Origin of the sequence: Amylibacter sp. SFDW26 (genome assembly GCF_009184395.1) — a bacterium.
Taxonomy (GTDB): domain Bacteria; phylum Pseudomonadota; class Alphaproteobacteria; order Rhodobacterales; family Rhodobacteraceae; genus Amylibacter.
On record NZ_WEIC01000001.1, the window covers coordinates 1,076,682 to 1,101,759 of the forward strand.

The 25,078-nt window shown below is 45.6% G+C and carries 28 protein-coding genes and 1 tRNA gene; 16 read left to right on the forward strand and 13 right to left on the reverse strand.

The window, feature by feature from the left end:
• Positions 1-111: 111 nt before the first annotated feature.
• From F9L33_RS05415 to F9L33_RS05435, 5 genes are all read left to right on the forward strand, one after another.
• Positions 112-1,248, forward strand: a complete 1,137-nt coding sequence (locus F9L33_RS05415; protein ID WP_152141692.1) for a type III PLP-dependent enzyme — start codon at positions 112-114, stop codon at positions 1,246-1,248.
• 88 nt (positions 1,249-1,336) lie between these two features.
• Positions 1,337-2,335: a DUF2235 domain-containing protein gene (locus F9L33_RS05420; protein ID WP_152141693.1), complete on the forward strand. Its 999-nt coding sequence runs from the start codon at positions 1,337-1,339 to the stop codon at positions 2,333-2,335.
• 93 nt (positions 2,336-2,428) lie between these two features.
• The gene (locus F9L33_RS05425) at positions 2,429-3,082 is read left to right on the forward strand and encodes a protein-L-isoaspartate O-methyltransferase (protein WP_152141694.1); all 654 of its coding nucleotides are present in this window, start codon (positions 2,429-2,431) and stop codon (positions 3,080-3,082) included.
• Between the two features lie 36 nt (positions 3,083-3,118).
• Complete coding sequence (locus tag F9L33_RS05430) at positions 3,119-4,495, forward strand: TolC family outer membrane protein (RefSeq protein WP_152141695.1); 1,377 nt, start codon at positions 3,119-3,121, stop codon at positions 4,493-4,495.
• A gap of 162 nt (positions 4,496-4,657) precedes the next feature.
• Positions 4,658-5,554 (forward strand): hypothetical protein, encoded by an 897-nt coding sequence (locus F9L33_RS05435; RefSeq protein ID WP_152141696.1) that lies wholly within the window; start codon positions 4,658-4,660, stop codon positions 5,552-5,554.
• 2 nt (positions 5,555-5,556) lie between these two features.
• Here the strand turns inward: F9L33_RS05435 and F9L33_RS05440 are convergent, their stop codons facing one another.
• On the reverse strand, positions 5,557-7,005 hold the full coding sequence (locus tag F9L33_RS05440; protein ID WP_152141697.1) for a cobyric acid synthase: 1,449 nt from the start codon (positions 7,003-7,005) through the stop codon (positions 5,557-5,559).
• A 41-nt stretch (positions 7,006-7,046) separates the two neighbouring features.
• On the opposite strand from F9L33_RS05440, the gene F9L33_RS05445 reads away from it, so the two are divergent.
• The 6 genes from F9L33_RS05445 to F9L33_RS05465 all read left to right on the forward strand — a co-directional run bounded on the left by F9L33_RS05445 (position 7,047) and on the right by F9L33_RS05465 (position 10,755).
• Positions 7,047-7,616, forward strand: coding sequence for a cobalamin biosynthesis protein CobQ (locus F9L33_RS05445; RefSeq protein ID WP_152141698.1), 570 nt, complete (start codon positions 7,047-7,049; stop codon positions 7,614-7,616).
• Between the two features lie 206 nt (positions 7,617-7,822).
• Positions 7,823-7,975 (forward strand): hypothetical protein, encoded by a 153-nt coding sequence (locus F9L33_RS15735; RefSeq protein WP_193221975.1) that lies wholly within the window; start codon positions 7,823-7,825, stop codon positions 7,973-7,975.
• Between the two features lie 373 nt (positions 7,976-8,348).
• Positions 8,349-8,585, forward strand: a complete 237-nt coding sequence (locus tag F9L33_RS05450; RefSeq protein ID WP_152141699.1) for a hypothetical protein — start codon at positions 8,349-8,351, stop codon at positions 8,583-8,585.
• Positions 8,586-8,863: 278 nt separating this feature from the next.
• A tRNA-Cys gene (locus tag F9L33_RS05455) sits at positions 8,864-8,937 on the forward strand.
• 81 nt (positions 8,938-9,018) lie between these two features.
• Positions 9,019-10,383 carry an MATE family efflux transporter gene (locus tag F9L33_RS05460; protein WP_152141700.1) on the forward strand — a complete coding sequence of 455 codons (1,365 nt, stop codon included), beginning with the start codon at positions 9,019-9,021 and terminating at the stop codon, positions 10,381-10,383.
• An 81-nt stretch (positions 10,384-10,464) separates the two neighbouring features.
• The gene (locus tag F9L33_RS05465) at positions 10,465-10,755 is read left to right on the forward strand and encodes an SCP2 sterol-binding domain-containing protein (protein WP_152141701.1); all 291 of its coding nucleotides are present in this window, start codon (positions 10,465-10,467) and stop codon (positions 10,753-10,755) included.
• Between the two features lies 1 nt (position 10,756).
• On the opposite strand, the gene cobT is transcribed toward F9L33_RS05465, so the two are convergent.
• Positions 10,757-11,773: a nicotinate-nucleotide--dimethylbenzimidazole phosphoribosyltransferase gene (cobT, locus tag F9L33_RS05470; RefSeq protein WP_152141702.1), complete on the reverse strand. Its 1,017-nt coding sequence runs from the start codon at positions 11,771-11,773 to the stop codon at positions 10,757-10,759.
• A gap of 86 nt (positions 11,774-11,859) precedes the next feature.
• Between cobT and cobS the strand changes: the two genes are divergently transcribed.
• Positions 11,860-12,630 (forward strand): adenosylcobinamide-GDP ribazoletransferase, encoded by a 771-nt coding sequence (cobS, locus tag F9L33_RS05475; RefSeq protein ID WP_152141703.1) that lies wholly within the window; start codon positions 11,860-11,862, stop codon positions 12,628-12,630.
• Here the strand turns inward: cobS and F9L33_RS05480 are convergent.
• From F9L33_RS05480 to F9L33_RS05505, 6 genes are all read right to left on the reverse strand, one after another.
• Positions 12,622-13,074, reverse strand: coding sequence for an NUDIX hydrolase (locus tag F9L33_RS05480; RefSeq protein WP_152141704.1), 453 nt, complete (start codon positions 13,072-13,074; stop codon positions 12,622-12,624). The two genes, cobS and F9L33_RS05480, sit on opposite strands and share 9 nt — an antisense overlap.
• A gap of 56 nt (positions 13,075-13,130) precedes the next feature.
• Positions 13,131-13,652: a CarD family transcriptional regulator gene (locus F9L33_RS05485; RefSeq protein ID WP_152141705.1), complete on the reverse strand. Its 522-nt coding sequence runs from the start codon at positions 13,650-13,652 to the stop codon at positions 13,131-13,133.
• A gap of 254 nt (positions 13,653-13,906) precedes the next feature.
• Positions 13,907-14,245, reverse strand: coding sequence for a ferredoxin FdxA (gene fdxA / locus F9L33_RS05490; RefSeq protein ID WP_152141706.1), 339 nt, complete (start codon positions 14,243-14,245; stop codon positions 13,907-13,909).
• A 56-nt stretch (positions 14,246-14,301) separates the two neighbouring features.
• On the reverse strand, positions 14,302-14,676 hold the full coding sequence (locus tag F9L33_RS05495) for an RNA-binding S4 domain-containing protein (protein ID WP_152141707.1): 375 nt from the start codon (positions 14,674-14,676) through the stop codon (positions 14,302-14,304).
• Between the two features lie 3 nt (positions 14,677-14,679).
• A complete protein-coding gene (locus tag F9L33_RS05500) occupies positions 14,680-17,361 on the reverse strand; it encodes a helicase-related protein (RefSeq protein ID WP_152141708.1) in 2,682 nt (893 codons plus the stop codon).
• Between the two features lie 18 nt (positions 17,362-17,379).
• Complete coding sequence (locus F9L33_RS05505) at positions 17,380-17,958, reverse strand: tetratricopeptide repeat protein (protein ID WP_152141709.1); 579 nt, start codon at positions 17,956-17,958, stop codon at positions 17,380-17,382.
• A 65-nt stretch (positions 17,959-18,023) separates the two neighbouring features.
• Here F9L33_RS05505 and F9L33_RS05510 point away from each other — a divergent pair, with 65 nt between their 5' ends.
• Both F9L33_RS05510 and F9L33_RS05515 read left to right on the forward strand, forming a co-directional pair.
• A complete protein-coding gene (locus F9L33_RS05510) occupies positions 18,024-18,314 on the forward strand; it encodes an SCP2 sterol-binding domain-containing protein (protein ID WP_152141710.1) in 291 nt (96 codons plus the stop codon).
• Position 18,315: 1 nt separating this feature from the next.
• Positions 18,316-19,245: an alpha/beta fold hydrolase gene (locus F9L33_RS05515; protein WP_152141711.1), complete on the forward strand. Its 930-nt coding sequence runs from the start codon at positions 18,316-18,318 to the stop codon at positions 19,243-19,245.
• Here the strand turns inward: F9L33_RS05515 and F9L33_RS05520 are convergent.
• The 4 genes from F9L33_RS05520 to F9L33_RS05535 all read right to left on the reverse strand — a co-directional run bounded on the left by F9L33_RS05520 (position 19,231) and on the right by F9L33_RS05535 (position 23,371).
• Positions 19,231-20,031: an inositol monophosphatase family protein gene (locus F9L33_RS05520; protein ID WP_226803960.1), complete on the reverse strand. Its 801-nt coding sequence runs from the start codon at positions 20,029-20,031 to the stop codon at positions 19,231-19,233. The two genes, F9L33_RS05515 and F9L33_RS05520, sit on opposite strands and share 15 nt — an antisense overlap.
• A gap of 73 nt (positions 20,032-20,104) precedes the next feature.
• Complete coding sequence (locus F9L33_RS05525) at positions 20,105-20,488, reverse strand: helix-turn-helix domain-containing protein (protein ID WP_152141712.1); 384 nt, start codon at positions 20,486-20,488, stop codon at positions 20,105-20,107.
• 520 nt (positions 20,489-21,008) lie between these two features.
• Complete coding sequence (gene typA / locus F9L33_RS05530) at positions 21,009-22,829, reverse strand: translational GTPase TypA (RefSeq protein WP_152141713.1); 1,821 nt, start codon at positions 22,827-22,829, stop codon at positions 21,009-21,011.
• A gap of 143 nt (positions 22,830-22,972) precedes the next feature.
• Positions 22,973-23,371, reverse strand: a complete 399-nt coding sequence (locus tag F9L33_RS05535) for an MAPEG family protein (RefSeq protein ID WP_152141714.1) — start codon at positions 23,369-23,371, stop codon at positions 22,973-22,975.
• Positions 23,372-23,481: 110 nt separating this feature from the next.
• On the opposite strand from F9L33_RS05535, the gene F9L33_RS05540 reads away from it, so the two are divergent.
• Positions 23,482-23,844, forward strand: a complete 363-nt coding sequence (locus tag F9L33_RS05540; protein WP_152141715.1) for a helix-turn-helix domain-containing protein — start codon at positions 23,482-23,484, stop codon at positions 23,842-23,844.
• On the opposite strand, the gene F9L33_RS05545 is transcribed toward F9L33_RS05540, so the two are convergent.
• Positions 23,830-24,720 carry a LysR family transcriptional regulator gene (locus F9L33_RS05545; RefSeq protein ID WP_152141716.1) on the reverse strand — a complete coding sequence of 297 codons (891 nt, stop codon included), beginning with the start codon at positions 24,718-24,720 and terminating at the stop codon, positions 23,830-23,832. The two genes, F9L33_RS05540 and F9L33_RS05545, sit on opposite strands and share 15 nt — an antisense overlap.
• A 125-nt stretch (positions 24,721-24,845) precedes the next feature.
• Here F9L33_RS05545 and F9L33_RS05550 point away from each other — a divergent pair, with 125 nt between their 5' ends.
• A complete protein-coding gene (locus F9L33_RS05550) occupies positions 24,846-25,049 on the forward strand; it encodes a DUF1127 domain-containing protein (protein WP_152141717.1) in 204 nt (67 codons plus the stop codon).
• Positions 25,050-25,078 lie beyond the last annotated feature (29 nt).

Sequence of the window (25,078 nt, forward strand, 5' to 3'; positions counted from 1 at the left end):
ATAATACGCCCATTATTTCGTCATAATGATTCATATTAATCACAAATTGCCCATATTGCCGACTGTTTTTTACAGGTTCCTGCCGCAGACTATAAGAAAACGGAGACGAGCATGAGTTTTCAAGAAGCCATTTGGCAAACACGGCGTGGGTATCTAAAGCAATGTCAGCCTGACATTCCTGTCTTGTTTTTCAATCCGAATAAGCTGACTGGAACAGCTAAGATATTTCATGATCACTTCCCTGGGCTTGTCACATATGCAGTCAAGGCAAACCCAGATCCAAATGTCATCAAAACACTTATTTCCTGTGGTATCACAAGTTTTGATGTCGCTTCCCCTGTAGAAATAGACTTGATCCGTAACATCGCTCCAAACGCCACATTACATTATCACAACCCAGTCCGATCTATCGCAGAAATCAAACATGCCGTATCAAAGAACATCCGTTGTTATTCTGTGGATCGCATAGCTGAATTGGACAAGCTGTTAAAGTATGTACCAGCAGGCGCAGAAATATCAGTACGCTTAAAATTGGATTTAGAAGGTGCTGCATATGATTTCGGATCGAAATTTGGTGCAAAGCCTGGTGATTGCATCGCTCTTTTAGAACGGTTGAAAAATAGCAATTACCGCACATCAATGACCTTTCATCCGGGTACGCAATGTACTGATCCAAAAGCTTGGGAATTATACATCAAGACTTGTGCTGACATCGCTAAAAAAGCTGGCTGCGTGTTAGAACGGTTGAATGTCGGGGGCGGCTTTCCAAGTTTTAGGGCTAAGAACAAACCTGATTTAATGGCATTCTTTGAGACAATAGGAACTGCTGTTGCAAACCACTTTGACAATAGTATTCCAAAGCTAGTATGCGAACCAGGGCGTAGTCTTTCTGCAGACGGATATAGTTTAGCAACACGCGTTAAAGCACTGGATAAAAAAACTATTTTCTTAAATGACGGTGTTTATGCTGGCTTAACAGAATTCCGCGATATCGGTCCTGTCGATCGTTATCAAACGATTGCATCTGATGGCACTCCCAAGACAGGGGCAAAAGCCAAATACACAGTTTTTGGCCCAACGTGTGATTCATTGGATCAATTGCCAGAACCCCTCCCATTACCAAGCACAATCGCCGAAGGGGATTATATCCTTTTTGAAAATATGGGTGCCTATGTGAAATCCATCACAACCCAATTCAATGGTTACGGTAATTTCAAGGAAATTATGATCTCTAACACAGCACCCTAAGCTGTAACATTTCTAACATCGGATAGCGTTTGCGTGAAAACAACATTGCAGTGTTGTTTTTCCTATTTTCTGTGTAAAGCTTCGCGACATGAACACAGGTAAACCCAGAAATCATATCGTAATTATCGACGGCACCCAAAGCCGCCTTATAGAGGGCCATGAAACCAATGCAGGGTTGCTTTACAAACTGCTAGAAGAAACCAATGATCGCAAAGAAGAAACACTTTGGTATCATCCAGGCGTTCAAGGTCGCGGTCTGTGGAAATGGGTGACCTTGGCAAGTGGTTTGGGGATCAACCAAACGATCCGTGATGCCTATGCGCATCTCAGCAGCAATTTTGAAAAAGGCGATAAAATATATCTGTTTGGGTACAGCCGCGGTGCTTATGCCGTCCGATCTTTGGCTGGGATGATCGATGCGATTGGTTTGCTGCGCAAAGACCGCGCGATTGAACGCAATGTGCGGCAAGCTTTCCGTCTGTATGAATGCGAAGATACTGAAACTGTTATGAAGGCGTTTTTTGATGCGAATTGCCATAGGGACATCGATATTGAAATGATCGGCGTCTGGGATACGGTCAAAGCATTAGGGATCGAATACCCCCTACTCAGCCATTTGGCACCAATGGCAACGGAATTTCACAATGACAGCATCGCTGACCATGTCAAAAACGGGTTTCAAGCGCTTGCCATCAATGAAACACGCACGGCTTATAGCCCTGTGATTTGGCATACAAATCCCAATTGGCCTGGGCATTTGGAACAGGTTTGGTTTCGCGGTGCACATTCCGATGTCGGTGGTCATATCTGGAAGTTTCCCAAAGCGCGGCCATTGTCCAACATTCCGCTTGTATGGATGTTAGAACGCGCTCAAAAATGCGGTATTAAACTGCCCGATGACTGGAAAGACCGTTTTCCCCAAGACCCAAATGCACCACAACAAGGCAACAAACGTGGCATCGCAAAGTTTTTCTTATTCAGAAAGCCTCGCAGTATCGGAAACTGTCCATCAGAATATATCCACCCATCTGTCCTTGAACACACGCCAGAGATGACTGTGTCGGTTCCTGTGCAAAAAAACGCGTAAATCCACTGATTCTTTAATCCAGCTTGGTTGCTCAACCCGTATAACTATGGCACAACAATTCGAAATACAGATACCATGGGACAAAGTTTAAACATGTCTGATTATAAAACAGCACGTATCGCAATGGTCGACTGCCAAGTCCGCCCTTCTGACGTTACCAAATATCCAATCATTGACGCGCTTCTTTCAACACCGCGCGAAGCCTATCTCCCACTCGCAAAACGTCCTGTCGCTTATGCAGGTGAACACATCGCATTAAGTGCTGATCGCGTCCTATTAGATGCGCGTACATTTGCCAAAATGCTGGATGCAGTGTATGTTCAACCAACAGAAATGGTTTTAGATATTGGGTGTGGTCTAGGCTATTCAACTGCAGTGCTTGCCAAAATGGCCGAAGCAGTCGTTTCAGTGGAAAGCGATGCAGCCATGGCAGAAGAAGCAAATGCCACACTTACAGAACAGTCCGTTGACAATGGTTTTGTGACAACAGGTGATTTGTCAGCAGGCAATGCTAAGAATGGTCCTTATGATGTGATTATTCTACAGGGTGCTGTTACAAATATTCCTGCACCCTTGGCAGAACAGTTAAAAGATGGTGGTCGTATTTGTGCGATTTTCCAAGAGGGCCCATTAGGGGCATGCAAAATAGGTTATAAATCTAATGGTAAGATTTCATGGCGCACAGCATTTAATGCAACAGCTCCACTTCTTAATGGATTTGAAACCAAACCAGAATTTACTTTCTAAGTATTAGAAAAAATATACGCCAAAGGATAAGCCCAAATGACTTTTTTAAAGGCTCTTAAGGTTACAACAGCAAGTATCGCACTTTGTGTTGGTGCTCCAAGCTTTGCAACCACACTTACAGATGCATTGATCCAAGCGTATCAAACCAACCCATCTTTGCGTATTGGTCAAAATAGCTTACGTGCAACAGATGAAGGCGTTGCCCAGGCTCGTGGTGCATTGCGCCCAACCATTTCAGCAACAGCTTCAACAAATAGAACACTTAACGAAACGACTGATAGAGCAAGCTCTAGTGACACCGCAGCACTGACAACAAGTGTTCCAATTTATGCAGGTCTAACGGGTTTAAACGGTGTCGACCAAGCAAAGTTTAACGTACAAGCAAGCCGTCAAGCATTGGTGGATACCGAACAAACTGTGCTTTTGAATGCTGTAACAGCCTATATGGATGTACGTCGTGATCAAAGAAATGTTGAATTGGCACGAAACAGTGTAAAAGTTCTATCAGAAGAAGTTCGTGCAGCCCGCGAGCGTTTTGAGGTTGGCGAAGTCACACGTACAGATGTAAGCCAAGCAGAATCACGTTTTGCTGCATCTCAAAGTTCATTAGAAACAAGTCGCGCCGCCCTGAAACGTTCTATAGATTTCTATATTGCTACAATTGGGTCCGCGCCAAAAAATCTACGCACACCGCCGCCTGCCCCAAAACTTCCTAAATCAGCTAATGATGCGGAAAATATTGCTATTGCTAGAAACCCACAAATCTTGCAACAACAATTTCTTGTGAAAGCCGCTGAAAAATCAGTTGATATTGCACGTGGGAACAAAAGACCAACAATCACCGGCAGCATTTCAGCACAACAATCGAATGCTGATCTGACAGATACAAGCGATACGTCTGCAATCCTAGGGTTAAGCGTTTCACAACCCATCTTTCAGGGTGGACGTTTGAACAGTGCTGAACGCCAAGCTCTCGCACAGCTGGATCAAGAAAAATCAGAACTTCAGCTGGCTGGCGTACAAGTACGACAAGAAGTGCAAAGTGCTTACGCCACTTGGGAAGCATCAAAAGCCAGCATTCGTGCACGCCGCGAACAAGTACGCGCAGCAAAGATTGCATTTGAAGGAACAAGTGAAGAGGCAAAATTAGGGGCACGTACAACGCTAGACGCATTGAATGCAGAACAAGAACTACTTGAAGCACGTTCCGACCTTGTCTCAGCAATCCGCGATGAATATGTAAATGCTTATACGGTTTTGTCTGCGATGGGCTTGCTAACAGTCGATCATTTGCAGCTAGGCATAGAGACTTACAACCCAGATACGAATTATTCAGCCGTAGCAAAGCCAAGTCCATTGGGTAAAAAACGCTTAGATACTTTGGATAAAATATTAAAGCGCAACGGTAAGTAGCTTAAATTTTACGGGTTATTTAACCGTTTTATGGCGTTCAATTGTATCACCAACGCCATAATTACGTTTAAATTAACATTTAAGGGACTAGAATTTAACAACATAGTTGTTTGAAATTACAATCTTGGGTACTGTTTTAAAAAAAATAATATCGAGGGACCCATGTCTGAAGCAGAAAAGTCAGCAGAAATAGAAGACGTATTGTCATCCATTCGTCGTTTGGTCGCTGACGGACCGCGCGTTGAAGGAAATAAACCGCAAGCCATAAATCTGGCATCACCACGCATCGAACCACCATTAACGTCTCCAAAAGATATCGATGAAGCTATGGAAGAATTACAGGTTACAGAAGATATCACTCCTGAAGTGAAAAGTTTTGTGCCAGAAGAAGATATTCTGGTCACGACTAAAGATACGATAACCCCGCTTCCTGAAGTCAAAGAAACCGCTGCTGATGGCCCTATTACATTTGTACAAGCTATAAATGCATCCATTGCAGAAATAGCCAAAGGGCAAGACAACACGCAAAAAGATATTGAACCTGTTGCAGAAGAAATCTCTGATCTGGCAGAAACTGTAATAGAAGAAACAACCACTTTGACCGATGACGCTGATGAAGAAGCGCGTACAGCACATGTTAATGCTTTCTTGGCGAATGAAACATCTATGCCTTCAGAAATCGATGCACCAAAAACTGAGAAAACTGAACCTTTTGTATTGCGTGCAGAAATGGCTGCAACTCCTGAAGCAGAAGGACCTGTGGAAGAACTCGCAGATATAGAAGACGATATAGAAGAAGATACCTTCGAGTATACGTCAGGGGACGACACAGAAGAACTTGAGTTAGAAGACGATATAGAAGATGACGATCTCGAAACTGCCGCCGAAGCAGAGCCAAAAGGTGATGCCTTTATCGATGAAGAAACGTTAAGGGAGATCGTCAGCGAATTGGTACGTTCAGAACTACAAGGTGATCTTGGTGATCGTATAACGCGCAATGTGCGCAAACTTGTACGCCGGGAAATTCATCACGCATTAGCTTCGCGTGAAATTCCATAATTTTATTTTGCCAATGAAAAAAGCATATTAAGATCTAAATGGGTCTCGATATGGTCTGCCAAATCATCCAACACTTGATCCACTTGGGCATCGTAGTTGAATACAGCCGCTTGCGCACCCAAGCTCCTTAAAAAAGCTGCGCGAAATGTATCCGCTGTGAAAAGCCCATGGATATAGCATCCCATTATACGCCCATTTGGCGAAGCTGCCCCTTCTGATTTACCACCAAAATCCAACCAAGATCGCTTGCAATCTGGCCCATCGGTTTTGCCAATATGAATTTCATATCCTCGAACCTTATCGCCTGTTGGCGTATATGTTCCTGAAACTTCTGCTAAACGTTTTTCAGGATGCATAGTGGTCGTAACATCTAGCAACCCTAGACCTTTATAGCTGCCCGCTGCTCCTTCAATCCCTTCTGGATCGTGAATATTTGCGCCCAGCATTTGATATCCGCCACAAATCCCCAACACATACCCCCCACGGCGTACATGCGCTGCAAGATCAATATCCCAACCTTGCGCACGAAAGAATGCTAAATCACCAGTCGTTGACTTTGACCCAGGGATCAAAACCATATCCGCATCCAATGGCAATGGCTGCCCCGCTGGGATCATTTGAACAGAAACATTCGGATCTAACCCTAAAGGGTCTAAATCATCAAAATTAGCAATCCGAGACAATTGTGGAACCGCAATTTTAAAACCAGTTCCTTTAGCAGTCTTCATAATATCTGCCGCATCCTCTGCGGGTAACTTTGATGCATCTGCAAACCAAGGTAACACACCGATACTAGCCCAACCAGTACGGTCGACAATCTCAGAGAGCCCCTCATCAAACAAACTAACGTCGCCACGAAACTTATTGATAGAAAAAGCTTTTATACGATCACGATCTGTATTCGGTAAGATGACATGTGTACCCACGATCTGTGCAATCACACCACCCCTATCAATATCGCCCACCAAGATCACCGGCACATCTGCCGCTTCAGCAAAGCCCATATTTGCAATATCACCCTTGCGCAAATTCGTTTCCGCAGGACTACCTGCACCCTCGACAACCACCAAATCCACATCTTGACCTAAGCGGTTAAAGCTTTCCAAAACCGCCGTCATTAAGGTTGGTTTTAATTTCGCATAATCCCGCGCCTTTGCTGTGGTGAGTCGTTTTCCCTGTACAATAACCTGCGCCCCAATATCCGTTTCAGGTTTCAGCAAGACAGGGTTCATATCCGTTATAGCAGGCACACCACATGCCATAGCTTGCAATGCTTGCGCTCGCCCTATTTCACCGCCATCCGCAGTGACAGCTGCGTTGTTCGACATATTCTGCGGCTTAAACGGACGCACCTTTAGGCCGCGCTTTACAGCTGCGCGGCATATCCCTGCCACCACCATCGATTTACCCACATTTGATCCTGCGCCTTGGATCATGATGGACTTTGCCATGTTACGTCCTATAGTTATTGTTAAACCAGTGGGAAAAGGTAATGAACACCCCTGCCCATCTCTTGTTCGCCGCTGGCGTCTTTGCAAAACCAGATAGCCCTAAAATAACCACGGCTGCAATGATCGGTGGGCTTCTTCCCGACCTTTCTTTGTACATAATGGCCAGTTACAGCATATTAATCCTTGGTAACAACCCAACGTATGTCTTTGATGTGCAATATTTCTCGCCGCTCTGGCAACAAACCTTTGCCGTAGACAATTCATTCGTCTTATGGGGGATAATCTTTGCCACTGCCATATGGGTGAACAAAAAATGGCTTATGGCTCTGTCTGGCGCTGCATTACTTCATGTGGCTTTCGACTTTCCACTACATCACGATGACGCCCGTCAACACTTCTGGCCCGTAACCGATTGGGTTTTTTACAGCCCCTATAGCTATTGGGACAGCAATCATCATGGCGGTATTATTTCGACAATAGAACAGATATTAGTGGTCAGCGCTTGGATATTGTTGTGGCGCCGTTTCAAATCCATCAAAATGCGCGCACTTTTCACAGCTATTGCGTTAATGCAAACCACATCATCCGCTATATTTAGCCTGATGTTCTAATCATCATGAACCATCTAGATATATGATTTTTTAATCCGCTTTTTAGATGGTTCTTTCATCTACCCAACACTCAATTATCGTTATCGCCATTAAACGCAACTTGCTACGTTCGTTCGGGTCTCTGAATGCAAAATTGAAATTTCAACCAAAAAATGCTATGCTATAACTATATGCAACCTAAGACCCGCTCATGGAAGGACTTGAAAATGAAAGTAAAATCTAAATCACTTCGACGTTTAAAGTTAAAACGTAAAATTCTAACTAAGAAAATTGTTGGTGAGATCAAAACGGCTCGGCAAAAAGTTGGCTGGTTCTTTCTGTTTATTCTTTCAGCATTCGCTATAGCTATTGCTGTATAATGGGCAGATTTTCATAACATCGCAGTCTTCTCTAACGTTCTATCACCGAACCGTTAGACGGTAACTGTTGAAGTCAATCTTACCGACCATTACAAAGATACAGATTAAAAACATAGCCAGACCACCCCATACTCTCCGTACGTTTAGATATGGGTTTGAGTTTAGCGCGCGTTGATACGGACTTTTCCTGCAAGGGCGGAGTAACCACCCGCCCTACACCAGCCAATTAAGCCCAATATCAATTAGGGTAATCAAACCAGAAAGTTTCGACTTAAACGGATATAATCTTTTCACACCCTATGCATTTTAAGCAGTCAAATAGTGGAGAAATTTTTATATCATAATGAGCCAAACATCGATGAAGGGATTAACCATGACAGGTAAGGTAATTGATAATGTTATAACTCTTGAGCTATCTGAACTGGAAGCATCAACCATTATTGCAGCATTAGAAATGTCTGGACACGTTGTCGCTGAGAAGCTTGCCACACGCTATAGCGATCGAAACACAATAGCATTAAGTCTCGTTTCAAATATTATTAAGAAAATACATACCGCAGACCATAATGAGAAGATCGCATACATTCCCGATGCACTAGAGTCTGAATAGATTTAAGTGAATTTAAAACCACCGCTGATTGAAAACTCTACACATTTTTATGATACATCTCGTATTCGTATTTTATACATGGCTTTCTTCGGAATGAAGCGAATTATACTGGCAAACCCATACTAGAACACGCCTTGAGAACGAATGGCATAAAGAACAGAACAACAACAAAATATGAAATTGATACCCAGTGTGATACTCTTGAATTTCCCTATTGACGCTCACCATCACCCCAATTAATAAACGCCCAATAGTTACAACCACTTACTATTACCGGCGGCGAGTTGGCGGAGTGGTGACGCAGCGGATTGCAAATCCGTGTACACGAGTTCGATTCTCGTACTCGCCTCCATAAATATACGGCTTGCGGTACAAAGAACTTGTTCGTAACGTCCATATCAGAACCTATTAATTATCTGAAAAGCACTCCGATATGCTTGACCAAGACCTGACTGAAGGCCCGATTTCAAGCCACTTTCGAACGTTAGCGATTCCAGCCGCGATGGGAATGCTATTCTCAACCCTTTATAATGTGGTTGATGTGTACTTTGCGGGCCAACTTTCAACAGATGCCCAAGCAGGTTTAGCAATCGGGTTCCAAGCATTTTTCATCATGATGGCAGTGGGTTTTGGCACAGGCTCCGCGATGAGTGCCCTTGTCGGCAATGCGCGCGGTAAAAAGAACGATGATCTGGCGCGTCAAACCGCAATGCAAGGGTTGTCATTCGCCATAGCGGCAACATTGATCCTTATAGTATTGGGTTTTGTAGCGGGGCCATATCTGATCGCATTCGTGTCCGAACCTGGCGCTTATCGTGATGCCGCAAACGGTTACTTCTATTGGCTCTTGGCCTCACTGCCTGGTTTCTTGCTTGCCTATGCAGCCAACGGAATCTTGCAAGCACACGGCAACAGCGTCACAATGCAACGCGCGATGATGGCAGCATTCTTTGCCAATATAATTCTAAACCCTTTATTCATCTACGGCATCCCGGGGGTGATTTCTGGATTAGGCTTTAATGGCATCGCCCTAGCAACAGTTGTATCCCAAACAGGCGTGATGATATTCGTGCTGCGCGCTGTGTTGAACCTGCGTGTTATCAAAGGTGCAAATGCATCTGAACTGTCCCCAAACATCAAATCATACCGTGAAATTTTCGGACAGATGCTGCCCACTACAACGGCATTCATGGTCATGTTTATCTCTGGCTTTGTCATACAATATGCACTTAAAGGATTTGGTGGGCATGCGATTGCTGCATATGGCATCGCCCTTAGGATTGAACAAATCCTTCTCTTACCAGTTCTCGGCATGACAGGGGCACTCTTACCAATTGCAGCCCAGAACTTTGGTGCAGAAAACTATGACCGCGTACGCGAAGCGCTATGGTTTTGTTGGAAACTCGGTTTCATCATGACAATCAGCGCCGCCCCAATCCTGTGGTTCGGCGGCGCATTCGCGATGTCGTTCTTCACGGACAATCAAGCCGTTATCGACGTCGGACAAAGCTATCTGCGCGTCGATAGCTTCTTATTCATCCTGTATATGATGTTGTTCTCGATCAATTCATTCCTACAAGCCCTTAAACGCCCTGTCTGGACCTTGTGGATATCGGTATACCGCCAAGGTTTCGGTATAGCTTTCTTTGTCTGGCTCTTGGTCGGTGTGTACGGCATGGACGTCTGGGGCGTTTGGTTGGGCATTGCTATCGCAGTCAGCACTGGGTGGATCATGGCATTGTTCATTACATCCCGAATTGCCAAACAGGAAATAAATGGACTTCACCAAGCATCATAACAAAATGCCGTAACGTCTTGATTGCTATAGATTGCTTGCTGTTTGATAAAACCAGCACACGCAAATACGAGGCCATATAATATGAACACTGTCGTCGCTGAATTTATCGAACATCTGACACCAAAGGTAAAAGACACCATTGTAGGTACAGCAAAACTGGTCATCAAAGACGAAGGCACGTTGATGTTAGATGCAACAGGTGCGCGTGTTGGGGATGAAGATGTTGACGTGACATTGATTTCATCAGAAGCCGTGTTCAAAGCCATTCTTGATGGGTCTCAAAACCCTGCAATGGCGTTTATGACAGGCAAGCTAAAGGTCGATGGCAGTGCCACGCGTGCGCTTAAAGTTAGCGAAATTCTGACCAGCTGATCTAAGTGTCAGAAACACCTGCTTCGGCAAAGGTTGCCATCCCAGAATGGCAGGCAACAGCCCCTTGTAATACACCCAAAGCCAAAGCCCCGCCTGATCCTTCGCCCAAACGCAGGCCTAGGGATAATAACGGTGTCTTGCCAAGATTTCCCAAGATCACAGCATGTGCGCCCTCAGCGGATAAATGTCCTGCAACTGTGTGATCTAGTGCACCATCAACGGCGGCAGCTAAACAAGATGCTGCAGCAGAACAAATAAAGCCGTCTAAAATTACAGGAATAGATTTTGCCCGCGCACTTGCGATGGCACCAACCATTCCGGCCAACTCGCGACCGCCTAAACACCGCAATGCCTCTAAACCATTCCCAACAGCCGTGGGGTTCGCAGCTATACCTTGAGCAACAACACGCGCCTTTAGGGCCAAACCTTCATCGGTTACGCCCGTTCCACGCCCCACCCAATCGGCGGCATCGCCACCAAACAACGCACAAGCAATCGCAGCGCCAGACGTCGTATTGCCAATGCCCATTTCCCCTGCAACCAAAACATCCGTCTGTGCATCCACAGCGTTCCAACCTGTTTGCAATGCAGTAATAACTTCATCTTCGCTCATTGCTGGCCCAGAAGTAAAATCCGCCGTTGGGCGATCCAATTCCAAAGCATGCACATCCAATTTAGCACCATATGTCTTGCACAATTGATTGATCGCAGCACCACCATGTTGAAAGTTCAACACCATTTGCTCCGTCACCTCTGGTGGAAAAGCAGAAACACCTTGTGCTGCAACGCCGTGATTTCCTGCGAAAACAACAACTTGAGGGTTTGTCCCAACTGGGACATCATCCCCACGCCAACTGGCATACCAAATGGCCAAATCCTCCAAACGCCCCAAAGCTCCAGGAGGTTTCGTCAGCTGTTCATTGCGATCTTGGGCACCAGCAAAGGCCTTTGCGTCAGCTTCTGGCATCACTTCTAAAACGGATTGAAACTCAGCTAAGGTCGTAAAAGTCGCGTTCATTAGAATCCGTCCATTTATCTTGTATTTTAACAGTTTTAGCTGCATTTTCACATTGCTGAAATAGCAATTGCGAAGGCCTCTTATATATGACCGACACATCCTCCCTAAAGCCCGCGCTGGTATCCGATATCCCAGCCGCCATCAGCTTGCTGACACGCCTGCCTGTGCCCGTTGATCACGACTTAACAGGCAAACGAGCAGCCTATGCGACATGGGCTTATCCATTGGTGGGTGCCATACTGGGATTACTCGCAGGTATTATCGGATGCTTACTCTATTGGTTCGGCGCGCCGTCAAATATCGCAGCACTCGTAGCACTTATAAGTCTGGTCATCTTTTCAGGCGGCCTACACGAAGACGGGTTAGCTGATTGCGCCGATGGCTTTGGTGGCGCTTATGAAAAAGACCGCCGCCTTGAAATCATGAAAGACAGCCGCATTGGTGCATTTGGGGCTATTGCATTGATCCTATTCCTATTGGGACGTGCGGGAACCATGGGGACATTGATTGAAACTTCGTTCATCCCTGCTTTGATTGCTGTTGGCGCTGCCAGCCGTTTGCCAATGGTATTGGCCATGTATGCCATGCCAAACGCACGCGGATCAGGTTTGGCATCCAGTGTCGGGAAACCGCCTGAAACATCCTTGATCATAGCAATCATCACAACATTACTATTCTGCTTTATAATGATCGGGTGGTCAGGGATATTCATCTTTGGTTGGGCAATGATTGCCGCCATCATCATGGGTATCATCGCACATCGTTCTATTGGCGGTTACACAGGTGACGTTTTAGGCGCGATACAACAATGCGCCGAACTCGCGGCATTAGCGGCAGCGGTGACTGCTTTAAGCTAGATTTTCGATAATATCGATCAGGTTTGCAGGAAAAATACGGTCAGTTGTGATCTTCAGATCACTTAATGACCACCAACGCGCATCAACCAAAATACGCTTTTCTAAATCGGTCCAACGACTGTGATCAAAGACCTCGTCACCTGTTTCCACCAAGAAAAACCGTTCTTCTGCGTCCACAGGCACACCGTCAGGCATGATGAATTCTACATTATGGCGATGTAATTCTGGGCCAATCGGCAAATCCAGCCCCAACTCTTCGCCCAATTCCCGCTTTGCCGTTTCTTCAAAGCTTTCACCATCATCAACGCCGCCACCTGGAGTGGCCCAAAAAGTATTCATGTCGCCATTTGGTAAACGGAATTGAAATTTGAACAGGAACACCAATCCAATTGGATCCCGCACAATCACCCGCGCTGATGGTCGTTTCTTCAACATAATATCCATAAAAAAACCGCAGCAGGTTCGCCCTAACTGCGGTTTATGCTTTTTATATCTCTGCGTTAAGCTGCCGCTACAACACGCGATAATAGAACTTCGCCGATTTCTTCTGTGGCGCGGCTTTCGTCTACATTGTTCACAACAGCCACTTCCCGCGTCAGACGCTCAAGAGCTGCTTCATACAACTGACGTTCTGAATATGATTGCTCGCGTTGTTCGTCATTGCGGTGTAAATCGCGCACAACTTCTGCAATCGACAATAAATCGCCAGAGTTGATCTTGGCTTCGTATTCTTGGGCACGACGTGACCACATTGCGCGTTTCACACGTGCGCGGCCTTTTAGCGTTGTCATTGCTTTTGCCACCAATTCTGGTGTCGACAGGCTGCGTAAGCCTACAGATTCGACTTTGGCTGTTGGCACGCGCAATGTCATTTTGTCTTTTTCAAAGTCGATAACGAAAAGCTCCAGTTTAACTTCCAAAACCTCTTGTTCTTCAACAGCAACGATTTTGCCAACACCATGTGAGGGGTACACAACATAGTCGTTCAAGCTGAACCCTGCGATTTTTTTTGCTTTAGCCATTTTAGTCTTCCTTACTGCCGTATCCCGATACGAAAAAAAACGCGTCATAAAATGACCGCGCGAATTGGTTAGTGTTTTTGGGAATGTTTTATAGTTTCAGCAACATATACTGATAGGTATCCTACTATTTCGATATACATTGTATCACAAAAACGCATAACTTCCCATACCGTATACGTTAGTAATTTATGAAATCAAAACAGTGTATTACATATGCTTGTTAAAATAAAAATCTGAATGCCACGAATCGCGACCTAACCGCCTTCACCAGGCTCAGGAGAGAAGTACTTCTCTAATTTACCCTCTTCACCATCACGCTCTTCTGCTTCTGGCAGTTGGTCTTTTTTCGTAATGATAACAGGCCATTTTTCCGCATACTCACGGTTAAACTCTACCCATTTTTCCATATCAGGTTCTGTATCTGGACGGATCGCATCTGCTGGGCATTCTGGTTCACATACACCGCAATCGATGCATTCATCAGGGTGGATCACCAACATGTTTTCACCCTCATAGAAACAATCTACAGGGCAAACCTCTACACAGTCTGTGTATTTACAAGCGATACAAGCGTCGTTGACGATATATGTCATGTGCAAAATCCTAGTCTTTGCGGTTGTTACATAGCCCTATATGGGCCGAATTCAGATCAATCAAGACGCTTTGCATGAAAAGCGTCAGTCTGCCGCCTATCTTTCTTTGTAGGACGACCATTTCCTTCAAATTTCGGGTTAGGTGGAATATATTCCTTTTTAGGCGGCGGCGGTGATTGGTCATTGTACAATTGTTGGGCTTCTGGGGCGGGACCGCGCCGTGTTCCAAGATTTGCAACCTCAATCACACGTACCTGTTCCGCTTTCACAAAAGTTAACATATCTCCCACAACAAGACCATGCGCTGGTTTGCTGATTCTGGTGCTGTTAACGCGAAGTTTACCCTCTGCCACAAATTTTGTGGCGAGGCTGCGCGATTTGAAAAACCGCGCATACCATAACCATTTATCAACCCGTTGCGTTTCCGCCATAGATTATGATTTGCCTTTCAGCGCCATCAAGGCAGCGAATGGATTGTCAGGATCAATCGCTTTGTCTTTCTTTGGCGGGCCAGAAGAATGTTGTTTCGGCTTATTCGATTGTTTGCCATTTTTGTTATCGCGGCGCGCTTTTGGTTTCGATTGCTGAGGGCGATTACCTTGTGGGCGTGCTTTTGGCACCCACTTAAAGGTGTAGAACACTTCCTTTGTGTCTTCTTCCACGTTTTCCTCGGTAGGTGCTGGCTCTTCAGAGGCAACATCCGTTGCCACTTCATCACCAGCCGCCTTCGGCGTAGGCTTTACCTTATCACGTTCACCTTTATCAGCAGCATAGCCCAGACCTTGCATCAAATCTGCAAACTGATCCAATGTCATACCAGTGATGGACAACATGTCAGGATTGGCTTCAAAGCCACCTTTGACATCATGGGCACGGATCATGTCCGCCAGACGTTCCAACATATCGATACGGATCGCACGTTCACCGGCCAAACGGTAGCCAGCACGTGGGTAATACCCCTTTGGCGCATCAGGCATCGCAGGAACAGTCACCAACCCAGCTGGTGGAGCTTCTGGGAATTCATCAAGACCTTCGAATAAAGACCAAAGCACCAAACGCAAACGTGTCGGTGCTGGTTTCAGCATTAAGTGGTGGAATACTGTGTATTGGCCAAAACGGATGCCATGTTTACGCAAAGTCCCGCGTTGATCTTGATCCAGCGCTTTTATGTCATTTGAAATCGCAGAACGTGGAATAACGCCAAGACTTTCTGCCAAACGGAACGCAACGCCTTTGGCCAAACCTGGCAAGGCTTCGTCATCGCGCATGTTAATAATATGTTCAAAAGCCGCTGTGATTTTGCGGTCAATAAAATGGCCCAAGCGTTTGCGGACTTTATCAGCAACGTCAGTACCAGCTTCTTCATCCACAAAAACATGAATAGCAGGCGACATAACATCATCACCTTTTACAAGTTTTCCGACAGCGTGTTCGCCCCACATCAGGCCACCTTGTTCTGTAAAATCAAATTCGGTGTCTGGCGCATTGTAAAACCGGTCCGAACGCAGGCTAAATTCAGGCTGAAGCGCTTGAATAGCCGCAGAGCGCAGGGTTTTCACCTGATCTGCATCCGCAGATTTATCCAATTGGAATTGAAATGCATTTAATTTACCGACGAATTCACCTTCGATCGTTACTTCGCCATCTTTATTTACTTCAGCCACCAAGGCCTCCTTTTGCTTCAACCGGCGCATTAAAATAGAGGTACGCCGATCGACAAATCGTTTTGTAAGCGCGCCGTGAAGCGCATCTGATAACCGATCTTCTACTGCACGTGTTTCGTCTCGCCAATAGTTTTCGTCAGTTAACCAGCCTTTTCTCTGTGTCACATAGGTCCATGTGCGGATATATGCCAATCTTTTAGACAATGCATCAATATCTCCATGGGTTTTATCAATACGCCGTACACGGTCTGCAAACCATGCCACAGGAATTTGTCCGCCGTCTGCTAGAAACTCGAAGATTTTCCCCACAATAGCGACATGTTCATTGTGCGACACTTGTCTAAAGTCTGGTAATTGGCACGTATCCCACAACAATTGCACATCACGGGCGTTTTGAATGCGGTCAATGATTTCAGGCTGATCAGATAAGCTGCGCAGGGTCAAATGATCCCCTGCTTCGCGAGCTTTGATCAATAGCGGATCATCACTGCTGCGTTCCAAAGATCGCAATAATGTGGCGGTTGTGCCAAAATCCAATCGAGAATTACGCCATTGCAGCTTTTGAATCGGTGAAAAGCGGTGATTTTCAATCGCATTCACCACTTCATCCTCTAAGGGACGCGCTTCACCTGTGACACCAAAGGTACCATTATTCTGATAACGCCCCGCGCGCCCTGCAATTTGCGCCAACTCATTGGGCATAAGACGGCGCATATTACGACCATCGAACTTTGAAGTACCAGAGAATGCCACATGATCAATATCAAGGTTCAACCCCATGCCAATGGCATCCGTTGCCACCAGATAGTCGACATCCCCGTTTTGATACATCTCTACTTGCGCATTGCGCGTCCGTGGGGAAAGCGCCCCCATCACAACCGCAGCGCCCCCTTTCTGGCGGCGGATAAGCTCCGCGATGGAATAGACATTATCCACAGAAAACCCAACGATTGCAGAGCGTTCTGGCATACGGGATATTTTTTTGGACCCTGAATACGTCAGTTCAGAAAATCGATCACGACGTAAAAAATCGGCATCAGGAACCAATTGGGAAATCACGCCCCACATGGCATCTGACCCTAAAAACAAAGTCTCGGACAATCCACGCAGGTTCAACAAACGATCTGTAAACACATGCCCGCGTTCAGGATCAGCACAAAGCTGCACCTCATCAATCGCGACGAACTCCGCGCCAAGGCTTGTTGGCATCGCTTCAACAGTACACACCCAATAGGCTGCACGCGGTGGTACAATGCGTTCTTCACCTGTAATCAAAGCAACAACAGATGGCCCTTTTTTTGCAACCAAACGGTCGTAAACTTCACGTGCTAACAAACGCAAAGGCAGCCCAATCACACCGCTGCGATGAGCCAACATGCGTTCGATCGCATAATGTGTTTTTCCGGTGTTGGTGGGGCCAAGCACCGCGCAGACGCGCGATCGCTGTTGCATTTTAGGTCTGTCCTTAGCCTATAACGAGGTGCCTTTGACCTCATCCTCTAGTCTTTCAATGTTCTTCTTAAGACTATCTTGATGGGGATGCACCTCTAAAGCGCGTTTATAAACCGCAAGCGCATCTTTTTTCCGATCCAATTGATCAAGGATCGATCCAAGACCCGCCATTGCCCCAAAATGCCTTGGGTTTAATTGTAAGGTACGTTGAATGTCCGCCATAGAGAGACCAAACTCATTCATCAAATAAAAGGCTGTTGCCCGCATATTCCATGCTTCGGCAAACTCTGGCGAATGATCAATCACTGTCGAAAAGTGACCAACAGCCACTTTCAATTCACCTTCTTGCATAGCTTGTTTGCCACGACGCAACAAATGATCCATCGCAGGCGAGCCAGATTTACCCCACTCAACCCAAATTTTCTGCTCTGACTTCTTCCATTCCCCATTTTCAGGGTCTTGTAGTTCTGAAAACAATGTATCCAGTTCAGCTGTCTGTGCAAAAGCGTGATTTTTATCACCAAAAACAGCAATTAACGTTACGAAACAAAAGATCGTAGGTATCCAGGACTTTAAGTTTTTAGTATTTGGTTTCATGATAACTATAATGGTATCGCAAACACGCAAGAATGCGAGATTTTTTTACGGTCTAGGAGACACAAATGAGTGACGTAATCACAAAAGCAGTAGAAGCGCTGAACGAAAAGATGGGCAGTGACGGATTTGATGGCTCAGTTAAAGTCGAAATCGAAGGCGAAGGTTGCCTTATGATTGATCAAAATGGTGCACGCGCTGCTGACGAAGATGCTGATTGCACACTAACAGCTGACGCAGAAACATTCCAAGGCATGCTAACAGGTGATGTGAACCCAACAGCAGCCTTTATGTCTGGCGGTCTTAAGGTAGACGGCGATATGGGTGCTGCAATGAAATTGGGCGCAGTTCTTTCCTAATATGACACAAGCACCGTTCTTTGATGATATAGCCAATGCTCCCAAAGGGGGCATTGCCCATTGGAAAACATGCAAAGACGGCGTGCGTATCCGTGTAGCGACTTGGAAAAGTGGAACCAAAGGTACGGTTTTGATTTTCCCTGGTCGCACTGAATACATTGAAAAATATGGACCAACAATACAATCTTTTGTGGATCGCGGTTATTCCGTTGCAGCAATTGATTGGCGCGGGCAAGGCTTAGCTGAACGCATCGCTAAAAATCGCCAATTGGGCCATGTGAAACATTTCCATGACTACCAAATGGATGTGAGCGCAATGCTGGAAGTCGTCGAAGAGGCTGGTTTACCAAAGCCTGAAACACTTTTGGCCCATTCGATGGGCGGCAATATTGCACTTCGTGCACTGCATAATGGTTTAGATATTAAAAAAGTCATATTTTCAGCACCTATGTGGGGCATTTATATTGCGCCTGCCCTTCGTGTCCCTGCCAAATTAATATCAACAATAGGTCCACGTATTGGGTTTTCACAAAAGTTCTCACCAAACACGCGCTCAGAAAACTACGTTCAGATATGTGACTTCGCTGAGAATAAACTTACTAATGACAAAGAAACTTATGATTGGATGATCCGCCAGTTGGATGCACATCCAGAACTTGGCATAGGCGGCCCAAGTATCAATTGGCTACATCAAGCTTTCTTGGAATGCGCAAAATTGTTGATGATACCAACACCACAACAAGATTGCCTTTGCTTTCTGGGCAGCAACGAAGAAATCGTACACCCAAGATCCCTACGCCATATCATGGGCAAATGGGAAAACGCTGAATTGATCGACATCCAAGGCGCCAAACATGAACCCTTGATGGACGGCCCTGAGATATTGAACCAAGTTTGGGGAAATATTGATCGTTTTTTAGCTGTTCAGTAACTTTAACGCTTGCTCATGCACGCGCTTATCGCTTGCTGCAAGTGCCTGACCACCCGCATGCGCAGGCCCGCCTTGCCAATCCGTCACGATACCGCCAGCGGCTTCAACAACAGCTATAGGTCCTTGGATATCGTAAGCATTCAAACCTGCCTCGATGACCAAATCAATTTGTCCTAAAGCAAGTAAAGCATAGGCATAACAGTCCATACCATACCGCGTTAACTTGGCCTGCCCTGCAACCCGTTCAAAAGCAGCACCTTCTGCATCAGTGCCAACCTCAGGAAAGGTGGTAAAGGCAATCGCATCGGAAATATCTGCACAGCTTTTAACAGCCAAGTCACGCGTATGCCCATTATGGGTCAAAGAAGCCACGTCAAATCCGCCTGCAAACCGTTCCCCCGTATAAGGTTGATCGATCAGCCCCAGAACAGGCCCTTCGCCAGCATCCACAGCAATCAGTACACCCCATGTCGGTGTCCCGCTGATAAAACCGCGTGTCCCATCAATTGGATCCAACACCCATGTCAGACCGCTCGTGCCCGTGCTGTTTTCGTATTCCTCCCCTAAAACGCCATCATCAGGGCGGCGTTTTGCCAAGATAGCACGCATTTCACGTTCAATGGCTTTATCTGCAACTGTGACAGGATCGAACCCATACGTCAGCTTGTTCTCTAAATCCTGCCCTGAAGTCCGAAAATACTGCAACGCAATAGGCCCTGCCGCATCAGCCAATGCATGTGCAACATCCCATAATTCATTTTGCAAAGTTTTGGATAGTATAGACAAAGAAAAACTCCAGTTAGGTGCGTGTTCCTAAACTGGAGTTTTCACAATGTAAGGTTTGCGTCAACCGCAGACCTCATGCAACGTCACTTAAAACACGTGCAAGATCAAAAAGTTTGCGGCGCTGATTTTCAGGCATCGCATAATATGAACGCACAAGTTCAAGTGCTTCTTTATCAGCTAATAAATCGCCTTTGGCATTCTGAATTTCAGTACCATCGGCCTCATTATTCAACGCTACACCATCGTAACCTTCAAAGAAAAACGTAACAGGAACGCCCAATGTTTCAGCAATATCCCATAAGCGTGACGCACTGATACGATTCATACCTGTTTCATATTTTTGGATTTGTTGAAATTTAATACCAACTGCTTCGCCCAATTGCTGCTGGCTGTATCCAACCATCCAACGTCTTTGACGAACGCGTTTGCCCACATATTCATCTACGGGATGCGCCATTAATTTAAGTCCTTGCTTGCTACTCAAGGTTTTATACCAATTTTTGAATTCCAATGTAGCCGCGGCCAGTCAACTATCTGATATCTTTACTATAAAAAAATATATGCCATTGTTATAAAACATTTTTTTCACACTTTCATAAATGACATTTAAAAAAAAAATCACACCAATAAGTAGAACACCTATTCAATGGTTAGCATATAAAAAAATTGATATTTGCAAAATGCAAATACATGCAATTTGAAACTTTTGCAAAATGCAAATTCAAATTATAACTAAAGACGAAAAGGAATCGCACTTAGCACTATTACCCATAAGAGTATCGCACGAGAACAAAAACAGCCTTAAAGTGATTTCTTGCCCGAAACCATCAATTACAAAGCAATACTTTATAACAGCCAATCTTTACAAAACACAAAATATAACGCGCAGGGCATAATCCCCATATTACAAATAAAAACCCCGCTGCGCGTTTTCATACGCGCAGCGGGGTTTTCATGTCATCTATACATTCTAAAAGCTAGCTTGCAACTTTAGACATGCGCTTACGTTCATTTGGATCCAAGTAACGTTTACGCAAACGCACAGAGCTTGGCGTCACTTCCACCAACTCATCATTATCGATATACGCAATCGCTTCTTCCAAAGATAATTTAACTGGCGTCGTCAAACGAACCGCTTCATCCGTACCTGATGCACGTACGTTGGTCAGCTTCTTACCTTTAAGTGGGTTCACTTCCAGATCATTCTCACGGTTATGCTCACCAATGATCATACCCTGATAAACATCTTCTTGTGCACCAATAAAGAACTTACCACGATCTTCTAGGTTGAAGATCGCATAAGAAACAGATTGGCCATTCTCCATTGAAATCAACACACCAGCACGGCGACCAGGGATAGCACCCTTGTACTCTGCCCAATCATGGAACACACGGTTCAGAACACCCGTACCGCGTGTATCTGTCAAAAACTCACCGTGATAGCCGATCAAACCACGTGCAGGCACATGTGCCACGATACGTGTTTTGCCAGCGCCCGCTTGTTTCATCTCAACCAGCTCACCGCGGCGGTGACCTGTGATCTTTTCAATCACGGCGCCAGAATATTCGTCATCCACATCGATGGTTACCTCTTCAATAGGTTCCATCTTCTTACCGTCTTCTTCCATGAACAGAACTTGTGGGCGAGAAATCGACAATTCAAACCCTTCGCGGCGCATGTTTTCGATCAAAACGCCCATTTGAAGTTCGCCACGACCAGCAACTTCGAACGCTTCACCGCCAGGTGTGTCTGTCACTTTAATCGCAACATTTGATTCCGCTTCTTTCAACAGACGTTCACGGATCACACGCGACTGTACTTTTTTGCCATCACGACCTGCCAATGGGCTATCGTTAATACCAAAAGTCACAGTAATTGTGGGCGGATCAATAGGTTGTGCAGGAATAGCTTCATCCACAGACTGTGCAGCCAAAGTATCCGCAACCGTTGCTTTTGTCATACCGGCAATAGAAACAATGTCGCCTGCTTCGGCCACATCAATTGCAGTTTGTTCCAAACCACGGAATGCCAAAATTTTCGTCACACGGAAGTTTTCGATCAGCTCACCTTCACGAGACATCGCTTTGATCGTTTCACCCGCCTTCAATGTGCCCGTTTCAACACGGCCCGTTAGCAAACGGCCAAGGAATGGATCACCGCCCAATGTTGTTGCCAACATTGTAAAAGGTTTATCTTGTTCTTGGATTTGCGCAGGCGCTGGAACATGATCAATGATCAGGTCAAACAAAGCAGACAAATCTTTACGAGGACCGTCCAACTCCATATCAGCCCAACCAGAACGGCCAGACGCATACATGGATGGGAAATCAAGCTGATCATCTGTTGCTTCTAGGTTTGCAAACAAATCGAAACATTCATCCAACGCACGATCAGGTTCGCCATCAGGTTTATCCACTTTATTCACGACAACGATTGGGCGCAGACCCAATTTCAACGCTTTAGATGTTACGAATTTTGTTTGTGGCATCGGGCCTTCGGCAGCATCCACCAACAACACAACACCGTCTACCATAGACAGGATACGCTCAACCTCACCACCAAAGTCAGCGTGACCTGGTGTATCAACGATATTGATACGTGTGCCCTTCCACTCAACTGATGTTGGTTTTGCAAAAATCGTAATACCGCGCTCGCGTTCCAAATCGTTGCTGTCCATAGCACGTTCTTGTGTCGCTTCGTTTTCGCGGTAAATACCAGACTGCTTCAGCAGTTCATCTACAAGTGTGGTTTTGCCGTGGTCAACGTGGGCAATAATAGCAATATTTCGTAAATCCATGATACGCGCCTTTATAGGAGGTTGGGCTGTTTGTGTGCGCCTTACAGGGACTATGCACAAATAGCCAGTGATAAATGAGCATAGCTGGGTTCCGCATCAAGCATCGCACAGCTTAAACCAGTCCACCCTCCTATTTCTGCACGTTAGATTACCCCTAATATACGCAATGCAAATACCACCTGACAGCCAACCCCAACAGCAAAAGCTAGGGTTCTTAGCACAGGTATAGCAGCCGTATATATGATGTAATGTGCAACACGGGCAAAGAAATACACAATCGCAGCTGTCGCAGTTGCCCCACTGTTAAGCCCCAAGACTTCGACAATCAGCACCAAAGGTGCAAAAACAGCCATATTCTCTACCGCATTACTATGGGCACGCGCAGCACGGTGCGCCCAGTCTGCATCATGCGGATGAACACCCGTAGGATCCCAAACCGCTTGCACGACCCCCTGCTGCACAATCAATTGTAAAATGTAGGGCAGCCATGACAGCCCAAGCAAACAAACTGCAAGTGTTAACCAATAAAGTTCTGATGACATGATGAAAGTTCCTCTGTTTCCAAAATTAATGGAATCACAGTTACTCTTTTGTTTACATTTACGTAAGTATGCACAAATAATGCATATACTTACAAATAGGATAGTGTAAAATGCGCAAACAACGTCATCCAACAGAGATACTTGAACATTGCCCGATGGAGGCAACTTTGGATCTGATAGGTGGAAAATGGAAAGGCGTTATACTCTTTCGTCTTTACGAGGGCACAAAGCGGTTCAACGAATTATCGCGCCTTATCTGCACAATATCCCCCAGAACATTGACCAAACAACTGCGTGAATTAGAGGCAGATGGGCTTATCAGCCGCACTGTTTATCCAGTCGTTCCGCCAAAAGTGGAATACAATCTGACAGAGCGCGGTCAAACATTACAGCCTGTTTTGTTGGCGTTAATGGAATGGGGTCAAACCAATATCCTTGATGCCACCCCAATTGAGCAGTCAAACAGCCTGTAAATGCTGCGGACGCGCAGGCGTTGATTGACTTGCATAAGCATCCTCAATCAATTCTGCCAAACGATCAACCAATACCGCATTTGCTGAACCTGCTCGTTGCAATGTGATCTTAAACTCAGGCAATTCTGGCAAATTCGCATCTGCTGGCACTTCCATCCAATCAGCAGGCTGCGTTCCAGCTAAACACGCATGAACAGCAAAATCGGCACTGACACAGGCCTCAACAGTCTTTGCATGCGTTGTATCCACAGCCAATTGCCATGTAATGCCAGCTTTATCTAAGGCTTCCACGACAATTGGGCGGAACAAGCAATTGTTCTCATATGCCAATCCAAGCGGTTGTTTTTTCCAAACACGCCCATCTTGTGCACCAAACCATGTAAGTTGTGATGATTGCACAACCTTTGCCCCCACTGGGCAATCAATTTCTGTTGTCAGGATTAAATCAGCCTCGCCCAGCTCCAGCCTTTCTTTCAGATTGATTGTGTAAGAAGACAACAATTGGACCTTCACACGCGGAAACTCGACTGCAAATTGCTTAAGAACCTTAGGGATATGTGGATAAACGATATCATGCGGCACACCCAAAACGATTTCATCTTCGAAATCATCAGATGTTAATCGCCCCCAAGCTTCATCATTTAATGCCATCATGCGCTTGGCATAACTCAGCAACAACTCCCCTTGTTGCGTTAAGGCAACCCCACGCCCTGACCGATCCATCAAGGCTAAACCCATAGCTTCCTCTAACCTTTTCAATTGCATAGAAACCGCTGATTGCGTCAAATGCAGCTGACCTGCTGCTTTTGTTACGCCGCCAGTTTCTGCTACGGCTACAAATGAACGCAACGCAGTTAAATCTAAATTCCGAACCATATCACAATCCTTGATGAATACTGTCACAAATCTTTGTTTTTCAAATGATAGCTTAAGTGGCATAGAGATATCAAGGAATTTGATGAAAAGAACCCATCACATAACAGAATGGAAAGGATCACAAAATGACATATATCGCCGATACTCACATCCCTCGCGCCTCAAAGCGTCCAGCATTCTTTGCGCGCCTTAACTCTGCACTTATGTTGCGCAGTCAACGTAACGCCCTGCAAAGCCTCAGCGATCAATCTTTAAAAGATATCGGCTTAAGCCGCGCTGATGTTCACCGTGAATGCGCAAAAACATTCTTTTCTGACCTCATCAGATAAGATTTTTGCCTAAAGGCGCGCCTACCTCT